General features: G+C 70.8%; 13 protein-coding genes. 7 read left to right on the plus strand and 6 right to left on the minus strand.

All coding sequences use genetic code 11. The features are described 5' to 3' along the window. Window positions 1-98: 98 nt before the first annotated feature. On the minus strand, window positions 99-1,346 hold the full coding sequence (locus ACQP03_RS18425) for an MFS transporter (protein WP_357394621.1): 1,248 nt from the start codon (window positions 1,344-1,346) through the stop codon (window positions 99-101). A gap of 118 nt (window positions 1,347-1,464) precedes the next feature. Between ACQP03_RS18425 and ACQP03_RS18430 the strand changes: the two genes are divergently transcribed. The 6 genes from ACQP03_RS18430 (at window position 1,465) to ACQP03_RS18455 (ending at window position 7,448) form a co-directional block, all read left to right on the plus strand. Then, the gene (locus ACQP03_RS18430; protein WP_357394618.1) at window positions 1,465-2,403 is read left to right on the plus strand and encodes a LysR family transcriptional regulator; all 939 of its coding nucleotides are present in this window, start codon (window positions 1,465-1,467) and stop codon (window positions 2,401-2,403) included. A 250-nt stretch (window positions 2,404-2,653) separates the two neighbouring features. After that, window positions 2,654-3,040, plus strand: coding sequence for a YciI family protein (locus ACQP03_RS18435; RefSeq protein WP_357394615.1), 387 nt, complete (start codon window positions 2,654-2,656; stop codon window positions 3,038-3,040). Then, window positions 3,040-4,266: an RNA polymerase sigma factor gene (locus ACQP03_RS18440; RefSeq protein ID WP_433457664.1), complete on the plus strand. Its 1,227-nt coding sequence runs from the start codon at window positions 3,040-3,042 to the stop codon at window positions 4,264-4,266. The genes ACQP03_RS18435 and ACQP03_RS18440 overlap by 1 nt, the downstream gene beginning before the upstream one ends. A 51-nt stretch (window positions 4,267-4,317) precedes the next feature. Then, window positions 4,318-5,259: a PaaX family transcriptional regulator gene (locus ACQP03_RS18445; RefSeq protein ID WP_357394612.1), complete on the plus strand. Its 942-nt coding sequence runs from the start codon at window positions 4,318-4,320 to the stop codon at window positions 5,257-5,259. A 199-nt stretch (window positions 5,260-5,458) separates the two neighbouring features. After that, on the plus strand, window positions 5,459-6,721 hold the full coding sequence (locus ACQP03_RS18450) for a cellulose binding domain-containing protein (RefSeq protein ID WP_357117986.1): 1,263 nt from the start codon (window positions 5,459-5,461) through the stop codon (window positions 6,719-6,721). 73 nt (window positions 6,722-6,794) lie between these two features. Next, on the plus strand, window positions 6,795-7,448 hold the full coding sequence (locus ACQP03_RS18455; protein ID WP_433461184.1) for a GNAT family N-acetyltransferase: 654 nt from the start codon (window positions 6,795-6,797) through the stop codon (window positions 7,446-7,448). 26 nt (window positions 7,449-7,474) lie between these two features. Here ACQP03_RS18455 and ACQP03_RS18460 read toward each other — a convergent pair whose 3' ends face one another. Continuing rightward, the gene (locus ACQP03_RS18460; protein WP_357117983.1) at window positions 7,475-7,957 is read right to left on the minus strand and encodes a hypothetical protein; all 483 of its coding nucleotides are present in this window, start codon (window positions 7,955-7,957) and stop codon (window positions 7,475-7,477) included. A gap of 277 nt (window positions 7,958-8,234) precedes the next feature. Here ACQP03_RS18460 and ACQP03_RS18465 point away from each other — a divergent pair, with 277 nt between their 5' ends. Beyond that, window positions 8,235-8,609 carry a VOC family protein gene (locus tag ACQP03_RS18465; protein WP_357394608.1) on the plus strand — a complete coding sequence of 125 codons (375 nt, stop codon included), beginning with the start codon at window positions 8,235-8,237 and terminating at the stop codon, window positions 8,607-8,609. A 60-nt stretch (window positions 8,610-8,669) separates the two neighbouring features. On the opposite strand, the gene ACQP03_RS18470 is transcribed toward ACQP03_RS18465, so the two are convergent. From ACQP03_RS18470 to ACQP03_RS18485, 4 genes are all read right to left on the minus strand, one after another. After that, window positions 8,670-8,960: a DUF1905 domain-containing protein gene (locus tag ACQP03_RS18470; protein ID WP_357117977.1), complete on the minus strand. Its 291-nt coding sequence runs from the start codon at window positions 8,958-8,960 to the stop codon at window positions 8,670-8,672. A 58-nt stretch (window positions 8,961-9,018) separates the two neighbouring features. Next, complete coding sequence (locus tag ACQP03_RS18475; RefSeq protein ID WP_433457667.1) at window positions 9,019-13,686, minus strand: tetratricopeptide repeat protein; 4,668 nt, start codon at window positions 13,684-13,686, stop codon at window positions 9,019-9,021. After that, the gene (locus ACQP03_RS18480; RefSeq protein WP_357117971.1) at window positions 13,686-14,096 is read right to left on the minus strand and encodes a CU044_2847 family protein; all 411 of its coding nucleotides are present in this window, start codon (window positions 14,094-14,096) and stop codon (window positions 13,686-13,688) included. Before ACQP03_RS18480 ends, ACQP03_RS18475 begins: the two co-directional genes overlap by 1 nt. A gap of 257 nt (window positions 14,097-14,353) precedes the next feature. Beyond that, complete coding sequence (locus ACQP03_RS18485) at window positions 14,354-15,166, minus strand: hypothetical protein (RefSeq protein ID WP_433457669.1); 813 nt, start codon at window positions 15,164-15,166, stop codon at window positions 14,354-14,356. Window positions 15,167-15,179 lie beyond the last annotated feature (13 nt).

The raw sequence follows: 15,179 nt of genomic DNA on the forward strand, positions 1-15,179 counted from the left end.
CCGGGTCACTGCCGACGACCATGTCGACTGGCAGACGACGACGTTAAGTGAACGTTAACATCGACGTTCGGGAATATAAAGCGGATGTCCGCGGAAGGTCACCCGACCCGGACGTCGCGCCCGGACGTACTGGCCTCGGGGGCCACCGACGGTGTCCGGCTGGGCAGCAACAGCGGGGTGGCAAGCAGCAGGACTCCGGAGAGCGTGATCGCGGCGAGCGGGCTGGTGAGCGTGGCGAGAAGACCCCAGCCCACCATCAGGGCAGCCTGCAGGAGCTTGCCGACGGCACTCCACGTGCTGAGCACCCGCGCGGCGTGACCCGCGGGGACCCGGCGCAGGCGTTCGGTCGCGTAGATCGGATTGAAGACTCCCATGCACGTGATCAGCAGTCCCTCGACGACGATCACGGTGACGAGTCCGGGCACACCCGGCTGGACGAGGGCGAGACCGAGTGGGAAGACCGAACGCAGCCAGCCGAAGAGGATCATGACCCGGTGTCGGCCGTGGCGGCTCACGAGGCGCGCGGAGAGGCGGGCGCCCAGCAGCCCACCGAGCGCCGGGATGCCGAAGGCGAGGCCGTACTGCCACGCCGGCAGGTGGTACTGGCCCAGCAGGAGCACGGCCAGCAGCGGCGCGGTGGCCATGATGAGGCCACCGACCAGAATCGAGTTGAGGAACAGCCCGCGCAGGACGCCGTCGCCGAGGATGAGCCTGCCCCCGTGCAGCAGGTCGGCGGGCCGCAGCCCCGCAGCGCGGCCACGAGGTGTGGCGACGTCGCCGCCCCGCACACGCAGGATCGCGAACGCGGACAGCAGGTAGCTGACGGCGTCGGCCAGGACGGTCACGACTGGACCGAGCAGCCCGGCGAGCGCGCCACCCAGGGGCGGCCCGGCCGCGGTCGCCACCCAGGCCGTGCCCTCGAACCGCCCGTTGGCCGCCAGCAGGTCCGCGCCACGCACCAGATGTTTCAGGTACGCCCCGGACGCGGCGGAGAAGGCGATGCCCGCAGTCCCCGAGATGATCGACACAACCAGCAGTTGACCGTACGACAGCAGCCCGAGGCCGTACGCGGCCGGGACGCTGACCATCGCGACGAAGCGGACGAGGTCCATCGTGATCATCACCGGTCGCTTCGCGCGGTGCTCGACCCATGGCCCGAGGGCAAAGGCCACCACCGCCGCGACCGCGAGACCGGCCGCATCCAGCACCGCCACGGCGACCGCCGAAGAGTCCAGAACACGGACCGCTATCAGCGGAAACGCACCGAAGGCGAGCCAGGTGCCATACGTGCTGGCGGCGTACGCCGACCACAGCCAACCGAAATCGCGCCCCAACCGCCCCCGCATGCGACCCTCCCGAATCCACCGACATCCGGGGGCAGCACAACTCTCGCGCCCGCGCGGAAGCAAACAACTGGGATCCCGCGAGCCACAACCAGCAGTTGTGGATGGGCATAATGAGCCGGTGGATACCGAGGCGGTGCGGTCGTTCGTGCGGGCGGCCGAGTTCGGGCAGTTGCAGCACGCGGCCGACGAGCTGGGGGTGACGCAGCAGGCGATCTCCAAGCGGATCGCGGCGCTCGAACGCGCCCTGGCGGTCCGGTTGTTCACGCGTACCCCCCGAGGGGTCGAGCTGACACTCGACGGCCAGGCGTTCCTCCCGCACGCCCGGGGCATCGTCGCCGGGGTGGACCGCGCGGTCGCCGCGATCAGGCCCGGCTCGCGGGCCCTGCGGATCGACGTTCTCGGCCTGCGCTCCGCGCAGGCCGTGGTCCTGCACGACTACTGGCGCTCCCATCCGCAGACCGACCTCGACGTCGTGACACTGCGGGTCAACGACCCGCGCGAGGCGGTCGCCGCCATCCAGGCGGGCGACGTCGACGCCTCGTTCCGGTCCGTCACCGATCCGACGACGCTGCCGCGCGACGTGCGGATGGTCCACGCCTTCGACTCGGCGCTGGAACTGCTCGTCGGCCCACGGCACCCGCTCGCCGCCGCGCGCACGCTGACGCCGGCCCAGCTTCGGGGGCACCGGATCTGGGTGCCGGGCATCGCGCCGCACAGCGAGTGGGCGGACTTCTACGACCAGCTCACCGAGGCCTTCGACCTACGGATCGACGCCGCCGGGCCGAACTTCGGCAACGAGGTGCTCCTCGACGTCCTCGCCGAATCCCCCGACGTGGCGACCCTGGTCGGCGCGCGCGACAGGTACCTCTGGCCGGCGACGCACGACCTGCGCCGCATCCCGATCGCGCGCCCGACGCTCGCGTACCCGCTCTCGCTCCTCCTGCGCCGCGCGAACCCGCACCCGGGGCTACGCGCGGTGCTCGACCACTGCGCGGGGCTGACGCCGCTGCCCGCGCCGACCTGGCGTCCCTCCTGGGCGTTGGGTCCTGTTTCATAAGGGCGGTCGAGCCGAGCGGAGTCCGGGCGTCCATCCGGCGGCATTGCGGTGGCGTCCGGGGACGCCGCCGACGAGGTCGAGCAGGGTCGCCGTCCGCGTCGACCACCTGTGACGGCCCGCTTCGCGGCATCGGCGCGAGTCCGCGCCGCACCGTCGGAGAATTCTCTGCGACGGTGTCGATGCGCGGTCAGCTCGTTCGACGAAGAGGCGCGAGGGGCGAGCGGCGACCCCGCCGAAGGAGGAGAGGGCAATGGCGAAGTACATGCTGATCATGCGGGGCACCGACGAGTCGAACGCGGCCATGATGGCGTCGATCGACGAGGCGATGGCCGCGACCGGCCAGTTCATCGAGGAGATGCTGAAGGCCGGCGTCCTCCTCGCGGCCGAAGGACTGGACGATCCGGGCCAGGGCGTCGTGGTGGACTTCGGCGGCGACGCCCCGATGGTCACGGACGGCCCGTACGGCGAGACCAGGGAACTGTTCGGGGGCTACTTCCTGCTCGACGTCGACTCGAAGCGGGAGGCCGTCGAGTGGGCCACACGCGTCCCGGCGGTCCGCGGGTCCAAGATCGAGGTCCGGCGGGTGGCGGAGGCCGACGAGGTCCCGGCGGGCAGCGGGAACGACGGCGAGATTTGATGGGTACGGCCGACGTCGAGGCCGTCTGGCGGGTCGAGTCGGCGCGGATCGTCGCCGCGCTGACCCGGTTCACCGGCGATCTCGGGCTGGCCGAGGACGCCGCCCAGGAGGCGGTGGCCGAGGCGCTGGTGTCGTGGCCGCGCGCGTCCCCGGCCAATCCGGCCGGCTGGCTGATGGCCACGGCCCGTCGACGGGCCATCGACACGATCCGCCGCCGGAGCGCGCTGCGCGAGCGGTACGCCCTCCTGGCGACCGACACGGCGGTCGGCTCGGCGCTGGACGAGGAGGTGGACCCCGACCGGATCGACGACGACATCCTCGCCCTGATGTTCGTCAGCTGCCACCCGGTGCTCTCCCCCGAGGCCCGGGTGGCGCTGACCCTGCGCGTGGTCGGTGGGCTGTCCAGCGAGGAGATCGCCCGCGCGTTCCTCGTGCCCGTGCCGACCGTGCAGGCCCGCATCACCCGCGCCAAGAAGACCATCGCGGCGGCCGGGGTGCCCTTCGAGCTGCCGCCGTCCGGCGAGCGCCGGGCACGCCTGGGCGGCGTGCTGCACGTCCTGTACGCGATCTTCACCGAGGGGTCGACGGCCACGTCGGGCGACCACCTGCTGCGCCCGGACGTCGCGTACGAGGCGATCCGACTGGCCCGTGCGCTGGCGGCGCTCCAGCCCGACGAGGCGGAGGTGCACGGCCTGCTCGCGCTGTGCGAGCTGACGGCCGCGCGTTTCCCGGCCCGGGTCGGCCCGGACGGCACGCCGGTCCTGCTCGAGGATCAGGACCGACGGCGGTGGGACGCCGCCGCGATCGGCCGGGGGCTGGCCGCGCTGGCCAGGGCATCGACCGGTCGCCTCGGCCCCTACGGTCTACAGGCCGCTATCGCCGCCACCCACGCGTCGGCGCCGTCGGTGGAGGCGACCGACTGGACCCGGATCGTGCGGCTCTACGACGCGCTCAGCCGGGTCGCGCCGTCACCGGTCGTCGAGCTCAACCGGGCCGTCGCCGTGGCCATGGCCTCCGGTCCGGCGCGGGCGCTGGCCATCGTGGACGAGCTGGTCACCGCCGGCCGACTCCCCGGATCACATCTGGTCCCGACCGTACGCGGCGAGTTGCTGGCCCGGCTCGGTCGGCGGGCGGAGGCCCGCGCCGAGCTGGAGGCGGCGACCGGGCTCTGCGCCAACCAGCGCGAACGATCGGTGCTGCTGCGCAGGGCGGCCGCGCTGACCTGACGGGCTGCACACCGCCCGGTGCGGCAATCTGGTGAGGTGAACGGTGATGACGTGCGAGCTCCCCGAGCGCAGACCGGGTCCAGCCCGCAGCACCTGCTGGCGACGGTACTCGGCGAGTATCTCGACTCGGCGGACGCCGACCTGCCGTCGGCGGCGGTCATCGCGATCCTCGCGGAGTTCGGGGTCAGCCAGTCCAGTGCCCGTGCCGCCCTGTCCCGACTGGTCAAGCGGGGCCTGATCGCGATGAGGGCGAGCCGACGGCCCCCGGTCTACCACCTGACGCCCGAGGCGATCGCCCGGCATCGCGTGCGGATGCGGCACTTCCTGACGTTCGGCGCTCGGCCACCACACTGGACGGGCGACTGGGTGCTGGCCTCCTTCTCGATCCCGACTTCCGGGCAGGCGTCGCGGCACGCCGTACGCAGAACACTGGGCGCGCTACGTTTCGCGGGCCTGTACGACAGCGTGTGGATCCGGCCGGGATCGGACGCCGCGCCGGCGCAGGGGGCGCTGAGCGAGCTGCTGGACCAGGTCGAGGGCGCCCGGTGGTCGGTGATGCACGTCCGGTTCGACGAGGAGTCCGGACCACACGGTCCGGCCGGCGCGTACGACCTGGCCGCTCTCGCGTCGGAGTACTCGCGCTTCATCCGGCGGTACGCGCCGCTGCGGGCGGCCGTACGTGACAACGAGGTGGACGCGGCGCGGGCGCTGGTGGCCCGGACCTCGGCCATGGACTCCTGGCGGCGGTTCGCCGACATCGACCCGGACCTGCCCGACCACCTGCTGCCGAAGCCGTGGCCCCGCCAGGAGGCCAGGGACACCTTCCTGGAGATCCACTCCGCGCTCGGCGCGCTCGCGCAGGCGCGGCTGGTCGAGGTGGCGACACCGCACTGGCCGGACGCCGCCGCGTGGATCACCCACTTCGAGGCCTCGGAGGACCTCCCGACGGCCGGGTCGGGTGGCATCGGGCCGGCACGCCGAAGCCGGCGTTGAGACCTCTCCAGACATTGACACTTTTCGTTGCGGCAGTGATAGTAACTGCACACCGCTCCCATCGGATCGCCTGTGGGGACCCCGCCGGGTGGTCGACACGTACCTATCGACCTGGCCCGTGGCCTGCGCTCGCCGCGCGAACGTACCGCCGCCACCGCCGCCGCGGGGAGCCCCACCGTGACATCCGTTGGAGGCGCGCATGAGAAGAAGATCGAAGATCTACGCGGGGTTGGCGGCCGCCGTGGTGCCGATCGCCTCGATGATCATTACGCTCGGCGCGACGCCGGCCGATGCCGCCGTGGGCGGTTCCGGCCCCTACCCCGCCGACTACGAGACCTCGGCCAGCCTGACCAACCACACCATCTTCCGGCCGCAGACGCTTCCGTCCGAGCGCCTGCCCATCTTCGTCTGGGGCAACGGCGGCTGCTCGGCCAACGGCCTCTCGCAGGGTAACTTCCTGCGCGAGATCGCCTCGCACGGCTTCCTCGCCATCGCCAACGGGGCCCCGAACGGCTCCGGCTCCACCAACTCCCAGATGCTCACCCAGTCCATCGACTGGGCCATCGCGGAGAACTCCCGGCAGGGCAGCAAATACTTCAACAAGATCGACACGACGAAGGTCGCGGTCGCGGGCTTCTCCTGCGGCGGGCTGGAGGCGTACGCCGTCTCCAACGACCCGCGCGTCACCACCACCGGGATCTTCAGCAGCGGCCTGCTCAACGACGCCGACGACTACCAGCTCAGGAGACTGACCAAGCCGATCGCCTACATCATCGGCGGGCCCAGCGACATCGCCTACCCGAACGCCATCGACGACTGGGGCAAGCTGCCGTCCACGCTGCCCGCCTTCATGGGCAACCTCAACGTCGGGCACGGCGGCACGTACGACCAGACCAACGGCGGCGAGTTCGGCCGCGTCGCGGTGCTCTACCTCAAGTGGCGGCTCAAGGGCGACACCACCGCCGGCGCGAACTTCGTCGGGCCCAACTGCGGCCTGTGCCGTACCCAGTGGACGGTCCAGCAGAAGAACCTGACGCTGGACGGCGACACGCCGCCGACCACGCCGCCGCCCACAACTCCCCCGCCCACGACTCCGCCGCCGACCACGCCGCCGCCCACGACTCCCCCGCCGACCACGCCGCCGCCGACCACGCCGCCGCCGACGGGCGCCGCCTGCACCGCGACCTACGCCGTGCAGGACCAGTGGAACGGCGGCTTCGTCGCCAACGTCACCGTCACCGCCGGAAGCACCGCCCTCAGCGGCTGGCGGGTCACCCTCAACCTGCCCAGTGGCGCCTCAATCACCTCGCTGTGGAACGGTGTCGCGACCGGTAGCAGCGGGACCGTCACCGTCGCGAACCAGAGCTACAATGGACGACTCGCCGCAGGCCAGAGCACCAGTTTTGGTTTCCAGGGCACCGGAAACGGCAGCGGCACCACCGCCACCTGCACCGGCAGCTGAGATCGGCGCAACCCGGCGGCCGGCGCGTCACGCGCCGGCCGTCGGCGCTTCCCACCGAACCGAGGAGACCACGATCGCCGGCAGCACCCTGGCCGACATCCTGCGAGCGGCAGCGAACGGGCTGTTCCCGCCGGCCGACGGCGGGACCACCGTCGTACCGCAGCCGTGCCACCGCGACGCCGGCGTCATCGCGTTCACCGCGCACTCCGTGGTGTTCACCAACGAAGACCCCGAATGGGTACGCCACACGCTGGCGGCCATCGACTGCGACGGCCTGGCGGCCACGATGAATCCGCGTTTCCTCGTCGCGCTGCTCGACCGCACCGGGCGCCGCACCGACACCATCGACCTGCTGACCGTCGCGAGTCCGCTAACCGGCCCGCCCCCGCTGCGGCTGACCGAAGTCCCGGACGCCGGTCACGCCCGCGCGGGCCGGGCTCGTCGCCGTCGTGACGACGTCCGGGTCTGGGCCGCCGACGGCGGGGTGGTCGTGCTGGGCCGAGGCGTGGCGGGCCGCTGGGAGACGGCGATCGAGGTCGACGAGGACTGCCGCCACCGGGGCCTGGGGCGGGCGCTGGCCACGGCCGCCCGACATCTCGTACCCGATGGGCAACCGCTCTGGGCACAGCAGGCGGCCGGCAACGCCCGCAGCGTGCGCGCCTTCCAGGCGGCCGGGTTCCGCCCGGTCGGCGCGGAGGCGCTGCTGTTGGCGACGGCTGGGGCGTAGCTCAGGCCCAGAATGTGCTGGCGAGTTCAGGACGACCTCCACACCTGAAACGTCTGCTGGAGTCGCCACTCCCCGTCGGGCTGTCGCGCCTCGTTGCGCCAGCGGAACTCGTCGGCACCGATGTCGGAGAAGGTCCACCGCAGGTCACCGCCGTCGAGCACGATCTCGTCGCCGACCCGGGACGCCAGGAAGGTGTGTGTCCGCCGGCGGGCCGGGCCCACCCACGTCGAACGCCACACCCCCGCACCCGCCGACGGGTCGGGGAACCGCACGCTGACGCCGTGTTCGACGCCCGGCAGGATCCAGACGTCGGTGGTCGCCCGCCCGCCGAGCGCGTACCCGAAGTGCCACTCGCCACGACGGACGGTCGACGACCCGTCGGGTTCGTACTCGGTGCAGTCCAGCGTCCAGGAGCCCGCGAACTGCCCGAACAGGCTGAGGTCGACACCATCGGCCGGGCCGTCCGCGAGGAAGGCCGCGCCGACGACGCCGGAGAGATCGATCGCCATGCCGGAGACGATAGCCAAACGTCCGAGCTTCGCGTTCGCTTGGCGGTAGGTGGTGGTCACGCACGTGAGAAGGCATCGTGTTAGCCTCTTGATGCGCCCCAGATGGGCCTACCCCCGGAGGTTCTGGCTACTTCAGCCGCCATGCCGAGATCGACGCGTACGCGTCTCCCGCATGGGTCCGGGGCGTTCTCGCCTCCGGGGTCTGTCAAATCAGTACGGCTGCTGGACGCCGTGTGCTTCCGGTCGGGTCTTCGGATCGACCGAAAGACGGGTACTCGTGACGGTCACGTTCAACCACACCATCATCGCCTCGACGGACAAGCACGCGTCGGCGGCCTTCTACCGGGAACTGTTCGGACTCCCGGAGGCGCCCTCGTGGGGGCCGTTCGTCAATGTACTGCTGGACGAGGGGGTGCTGCTCCAGTTCGCCGAGCCGCCGGTGGACATCCAGATGCAGCACTACGCGTTCCTCGTCGACGACGAGCTCTTCGCGCGTGGCCTGGCGTACATCCAGGAACGAGGCGTCACGTACTGGGCCGACCCGCAGATGAAGCGGCCAGGTGAAACGAACACCGAGCACGGCGGCCGAGGGGTCTACTTCAAGGACCCGGCAGGACACGCGATCGAACTCATCACGCGCCCGTACCTCTAGCAGCCCCCCTGGTCGGACGCTGTGGCTCAGCGTCCGACCAGGGCGGGTGGGCGAGCCGCCCTACCGCGGCCGGACAGCGAGGTGGATGTGCACGACGTCGTCGAGGGCAATGCCCTCCTTGTTGCGCACCGAGTCCCGCAGCGGAAGGACGTAGCCCCCGTCCCTCGGGAACAGCGAGGTGCGCCACCGGCTTCGCCCAAGCCGGACCTCGACCGGGATCATGCCCCAGCCGTAGGTGACGGCGGATGCCACCTGACGCACCATGTCGACGCACTCGGGTGGAATCGTTACGAAGTGGTACGGCGATGGCCCGCGCCACTCCCACACGGCATCCTCGAACTCGTACTCCACCACGGCATCAGATCACGCCGAACCCGTTGCCGTAGGGGCACGGCAAGACGGCGTGCCTTTACTCCTCGCCAACGACGGACCGCCCTGTGCCGTCTTCCTGCTCTGGACCTTCCGCCTGGTCCAGTAGTGCGATCAGCGTCCGCACCGATTGTTCGTCGAGGGCAGCGATGACGGCGCCGCGAAAATCGTGCTCGCCGAGCATCCTGCGGAGCTCACGGAGCCGGGCGAAATTGAAGCCGGCTTGGGGAACGCCGATCCCGAGCCGTATCGCGAGGGCCTGGCAGTGGAAGGTCACCGCCTCGCCAAATTCCCCCATTTCGGTACGCAGAGTCCCGAGCTGGCTGATTGAGGTGGCCATATCGGCCTGGTTGCTCAGCCCTTCGTTGATCGCCCGAGACTGCTGGTAACGGCGTTCGGCCTCACGGTAGTCACCCCGAAGCTGAGCGAGTACGCCCATCTGGTGATAACTGGCAGCCATACCAGACTGATTCCCCAGCTCCTCTTTGATCGCCAGGGACTGCTGGTAACGGTGTTCAGCCTCGCCGTAGTCACCCCGCTCCTGCGCGAGGATGCCCAGATGGTGGTAGTTGATAGCCATGCCGGACTGGTTGCCCAGCCCTTCGTTGATCGCCAGAGACTGCTGGTGACGGCGTTCGGCCTCACCGTAGTCACCCCGAAGCTGGGCGAGGGTTCCGAGCTGACCGTAGCTGGCGGCCATGCCGGCCTGGTTTCCCAGCTCCTCCTCGATGGTCAGGGACTGCTGGTAACGACGCTCCGCCTCGGCATAGTCACCCCGATACTGAGCGAGGATGCCGAGCTGGTGGTAACCGGTAGCCATGCCAGACCGATTCCCCAGCTCCTCCTTGATCGCCAGGGACTGCTGGTAACGACGCTCCGCCTCGCCGTAGTCACCCCGCCCCTGCGCGAGGATACCCAGCTGGTGGTAATTGGCAGCCATGCCGGACCGGTTGCCCAGCCCCTCGCTGATCGCCAGAGACTGCTGGTAACGGCGTTCGGCCTCACCGTAGTCACCCCGAAGCTGGGCGAGGGTTCCGAGCTGACCGTAGCTGGCGGCCACGCCGGACTGGTTTCCCAGCTCCTCCTCGATGGCCAGGGACTGCTGGTAACGACGCTCCGCCTCGGCATAGTCACCCCGATACTGAGCGAGGATGCCCATCTGGTGATAGCTGCTGGCCATGCCGGCCTGGTTCCCCAGCGCCTCCTCAATGGCCAGGGACTGCTGGTAACGACGCTCCGCCTCGGCGTAGTCGCCGCGAAGCTGGGCGAGGATGCCGAGCTGCTGGTACCAGGCCGGCCGACGGGGTGAATTTTCAGGAAGCCAGCGCAGGGTGTCGTGGATGAGGCTGGCCTCTCGGTCCCAGGCCCCCCACTCGTCGAGTTGGCTGCAGATGTGCTCGGTGATGGTGCCGGCGGTTTCCAGATCGCCGGCGGCCAGCAGGTGGTGCCGGCTCTCGCCGAGATCGTGGAGGTCGTCGAGCCGATCTTGCGGCCATCTCCCCACGCGCCACTGCCAGTATGTCGCGGCGGCCCGGTGGGCGGCGGTGACCAGCCCGGGGCGGTGGTGCGGACCTTGGTCGCTGTTCCAGTGGCGATGCAGCTCGGCGGCGGTCCAGCGGTGCATCACGATCCGGCCGTCATCGACGATCGCTATCAGACTGGTAGTGGCGAGTTTCTGGGCCAGCCCGGCCATCCCCGGTGGTGCGGTGAACGGGGGCTGAGGCGGTCGGCGTGCCTGCTCAAGAAGCCGGACGAGACGTTCGGTGTCTACCGGGGTCAGCGGGCTGTCCTGCCCGATTGCCTCCGCCAGCCCGTTGAGATCGAGTGCATAACGCGACAGCAGGTCCGTGATCTCCGCGGCCGCCTCCGCCATGTCGCCGGGCTGCTGTTCGGCATCCGGCTTCGCGACGCCGACCTGGAAGAGCAGCCCGTTGACGTCGACGGGTTCGCGGTAGACGCTGATCCCGGCCAGCAGCCGGACCGCGCCCTCGATGGCGCCGAGGCGGGTCAGGTGCTCGGTCAGCAGGACATCGTCGGCGGCCAGCGTGACCGTGTCAGCCAGCGCTGCGTCCAAAGTGCGCTGTTGGGCCAGCCAGGCGGCCGTGCCGGCAGTACCGAGCCGTGTTTCGACGGCGTGGTGGAGGCGTCGGGTGATGTCGGCGAAGCGGCCCCGTCCGGCCGGGTCGCCGCCATTGCCGGGCAGCAGCGCGTCGAGGTACTCCAAGGCCCGAGGATGCCCACCGACGGTCTGCCAGATGCGCTGCACCGCGTCGATATCGGCGGCGTGCCGGTCCAGTCGGGGCAGCGACCACAGCAGCTTTCGGGTCTCGGCCAGGCTCAACGGCGGCACCTGGTAGTGATGCAGCCGTTCGGCGGCCGGAACGGGTAGCCCGAACCGGTAACGGCTGGTGATCAGCAGCCGGCTCCGGCCGGGGCTGGTCAGCCATGCGGCCAGCAGTCCCGCCAGCCCGGAATCCCCGACTGACCAGCCGCCGTCGATGCCGCTGTCACGGATCAGGTTGTCCTCGAAGTTGTCCAACACCACCAGGATCCTCACCCCGGCCAGAACCTGGTCGCGCAGCAGCGCGAACCGGTCCGACCAGGGCAGGTCGACCCGACCGGCCGTCTGCACCGCGACCATCGGCGGGCCGCTGAACTGTGTCCGCAGCACCAGTTCCCGGCGAGCCGCGTCGGCGAGCGCGGTCAACAGTCCGTCGACGGTGACCGGCCCGGTCACGGTGACCAGACGCCAGTCCGGCGAGGTGTCAAGCAGGCGGCGCACCACCTCGGCGGCCAGGGTGGTCTTCCCGACCCCACCGATGCCGTGCAGCAGCACAGCCGTACCGGTGCCGTCACTGAGGAGGCCGGGCAGAACGCGCTGGGCGGGTCGGCGACCGACGAACTGCCCGACGGGCCGGGCGAGGAGGCCGCCCAGGTCCGGCACGATCTCCGCGCGAGATTCGGCTGGTGCGGTGCCGTCCGCGACGGCCACCGAGGGTGTGGCGGCCAGCACGCTGACCACGCTCCACTCGTCCATGCCCCCGACCGCCTGGGTCAACGGGTCCGGACCGGTGGCCAGGTCTCGTTGCACGCGCCGACGGGCCTGCGCCACCGCCGCGACCACATCCGGCCGCGCCGATGCCGCCAGCTCGGCGTACACGGCGGCGAACAGCCTCGTGGCGTACACGTCGGTGACCGAGGTCTGCGTCGCGATCACCGCGCCCGCGCCCCGCCGGGCCAGCCTGGCGGCGAACGACCCCGCGCCGTCCTCGCCGTCGACATCGGTGTAGCAGGCCGCCAGTGAGATCACCCGCGGCATCCGGCCCTCCGGGATCGCCTCCGCTATCAGGGTTTCCGGGTCCACCGACCGCGGACGCCCCTGCTCGTCCTCCAGGTGCAGGACGCCCGGCGCACCGTGCGCGGACAGATGCAGCACATGCGTGGTGTCCTCGGCGAGGACCGCACGGATGGCCGCCGTCGTGGCGAACGGCACGATCCGCACCACCGCCCGGCTGCGGTGCGCACCGTGCACCGCGTCCAGGACACTGCCCAACTCCCGCTCGTAATCCAGCAGCGGACCACTGCCGGCCTCCGGCGAGGCGATCGCCACCACGATCCGCAACGGCCCCGGCGCCGCAGCCGATCGGGAGCCGGCCGCATCCACCCTCCGATACACCGACACCAGCTCGTGCAGCACCACCGGACGGCCGGTCACCGGCTCCGGCAATGCCTCCCACGGCAGCCACCACCAGTCCGGCGCCTGCACCCCCACCCGCACCGGCACGTGCTCCCGCTGGGCACGGCGGATCACCCGGGCAAGCGCCTGCGCCACCGCGACCGGCAGAAATGATTCCGCCATCAGCTCGCCGGCGCGCCGCAACGACACCACGCCGGCGGCCTGGCCACCGGTCGCAAGGTCACGTACCACCGCACGTAGCCGAGCGCGTTCCCGGCGTACGTCGTGCAAGGCGTTGGCCAGGCCAGCTGAGACACCACGATGCTCCGCGGTCACGTCCTGGCCACACCCCGACAGGCGCACCTCTGACTGCGACACCGTCAGCACCAGGTCCAGCAGACCATTGGCCGGCGTCGTCTCCTCGACGACGACCGACGCCACCCCTTCCAGCAGCGCGGACAGGTCTTCCACCCGCGACACCCACACGGCACCGGCCAGCCAGCCGTCCTGCGAGTTGTAGCGGCCGGAAACCACGCCGACCACCGCCCGGTCGGACGCCCGCAGCACCGGCGCACCACTCATGCCGGGCATCACCGCGTCCGCCTGTAGACGTGACCACAACACGCCGTCCCGCAGCGCCGGCCCGCGCCAGTGGCCTCCCGCGGTCAGCAGCTCGTACTCGTGCCCGTCGTCCTCGACCGTCGGGTAGCCGGCCGTCGTCACCGCCTCGTTGTCCCGCACCCCGTCCGAGACAACGAGGTGCGACGCCGACCCCGGAAGCGGCCGCTCGGCGCGCAGGACCGCCAGGTCGTGCACCTCGTCGAAGCGATCGACCGTCGCGTCCCATCCCGCACCGACGCCGACGGGCCCGACCCGCACCATGGATCCCACCGCCGCCGCACCGATATCCACGAGAACGTGGTGGGCTGTGACCAGCACACCCCCCTCGACCTGGAAACAGGTGCCGGCAGGCGACGCGCCATCAGCAGCAACCCAGCCGAGAAAGTCGTAGCCGGCCACCCGCACCGTCATTACGCGCCGTCCTGCGGCGCCTCAGTTTCGGTGTCCGCGTCGTCCGGGGCCGCTTCGCCCGGCCCGCGATGCACAGGGTCGGCACTCGCGCCATAGGTGATCTTCACCTTCAGCGATGCCTCACCCGCGGCGCCCGCAACGATCACGTCACCCTTGGCCGACACCTTCAGCCCGAACTCGACCTCGACCGACTCCGGGCTACCGACCCGGCGCGTAACCCGGCCGACCGTGCGCGCCGTCGACACGGCGATCTCCTCCACCGCCGACTGCGCCCGCTCGAACGCGCCTGCCGCGTAGTCCACCGCCCGATCGACGCGTCCCGGTGTCGACGTCTGCTGAGAACCAGCCGCAGGCACGACCTCGACCAGCACCTCGACCGCACCCACCCGCACAGGAACCGTCTGCGCCACGGAAGACTCCTTCGCCGAGAAATGGTAGAAACCGTCCGACCATCAAGTGGAGACACCAGACAAGATCGAGCAAGGCCCGGCAGGGGTCAAAATAAAGCACAAACGAAGTGCCACCCGCCAGGGCCACAGCACCGAAATGCCCCAAACGAACGGGCGAAGTCAGGGATCCGACAACAGTTTCGGTACGCAACAAGATGGGCTGACATCAGTTCCGAAGAATTGGACAGATCACGCTCAGGAGAAGGCCTTACGCGCTCTCATCGCAATCCGCAGGAGGCCACAGTGGCATCGTCCGGAACCACGGCGTCGGGGTCGCCGCTCACCCGCGCCTCGAACGCACGGATACGCCGGATGACGCCGGACGGCCCGTCGGCGGCAAGTAGTTCCCGCACCCCCGGCCAGTCGGTCAGACCGTACGGGGTGACGATCCGGCTGGCACCGTTGCTGAGCACCGCGATGCCGTGCAACTCGTCGAGGGCGACGCTCCCGGTCGCCGCCTCCCAGGCCGCCTGCGGATCGTCCTTGGCGATCCAGTAACCGCCCGGCCGGTTCCGACGAGCGCGCAGTGCCAGGGCGCAGGAGGCGCGGATGTGGTCGTACTCCGGGGTTCCGGGTGTGATGCCGGCCAGGGGCGCCGAGCATTCCCGCCGGGCGGCCACCTCGCGCTCGTCGGTGACCACCCGCACGCCGCCGCCGACCTCATCGAGCACGAGGTACGAGTCCGCGAGCAGAAGGTGCTCCAGCCGTCCCCGGTGGACGCGGGCCATCAGAACGGTCGCCTGCGGGCTGCTGGGATCGGTGATGTCGCAGGTGGCGCGATGCGCGGCGGCCGTCTCAGCGATGGCGTCGGCGAGGATGGCCGCGAGGCCCCGCCCGTCGGCCCGCGACAGACCGCCGAGCAGCGTGCCGCCGAGACGATGGGTGTACCAGGCGACCCCGTGCGCGCAGAACGCCTCGGCCCCTGGAATGCCGGCGCCGTCCAGCAGGACGAGAGCGCCGGGCACCGCCCCCACGAAGTCCTCGTTCGGCCGGCCGGCCCTACCGGCGCTCGTCGCGAGACTGACGTGCATGGGCCGCTCCTTG

The organism is Micromonospora sp. CA-248212 (genome assembly GCF_050948405.1).
Taxonomy (GTDB): domain Bacteria; phylum Actinomycetota; class Actinomycetes; order Mycobacteriales; family Micromonosporaceae; genus Micromonospora.

Bases quoted from the DNA above. Each gene is read 5' to 3' on its own strand.
- ACQP03_RS18435 (WP_357394615.1), top strand. From the start codon at position 2,654: ATGGCGAAGTACATGCTGATCATGCGGGGCACCGACGAGTCGAACGCG.
- ACQP03_RS18425 (WP_357394621.1), bottom strand. From the start codon at position 1,346: ATGCGGGGGCGGTTGGGGCGCGATTTCGGTTGGCTGTGGTCGGCGTAC.
- ACQP03_RS18440 (WP_433457664.1), top strand. From the start codon at position 3,040: ATGGGTACGGCCGACGTCGAGGCCGTCTGGCGGGTCGAGTCGGCGCGG.
- ACQP03_RS18450 (WP_357117986.1), top strand. From the start codon at position 5,459: ATGAGAAGAAGATCGAAGATCTACGCGGGGTTGGCGGCCGCCGTGGTG.
- ACQP03_RS18485 (WP_433457669.1), bottom strand. From the start codon at position 15,166: ATGCACGTCAGTCTCGCGACGAGCGCCGGTAGGGCCGGCCGGCCGAAC.
- ACQP03_RS18460 (WP_357117983.1), bottom strand. From the start codon at position 7,957: ATGGCGATCGATCTCTCCGGCGTCGTCGGCGCGGCCTTCCTCGCGGAC.
- ACQP03_RS18475 (WP_433457667.1), bottom strand. From the start codon at position 13,686: ATGACGGTGCGGGTGGCCGGCTACGACTTTCTCGGCTGGGTTGCTGCT.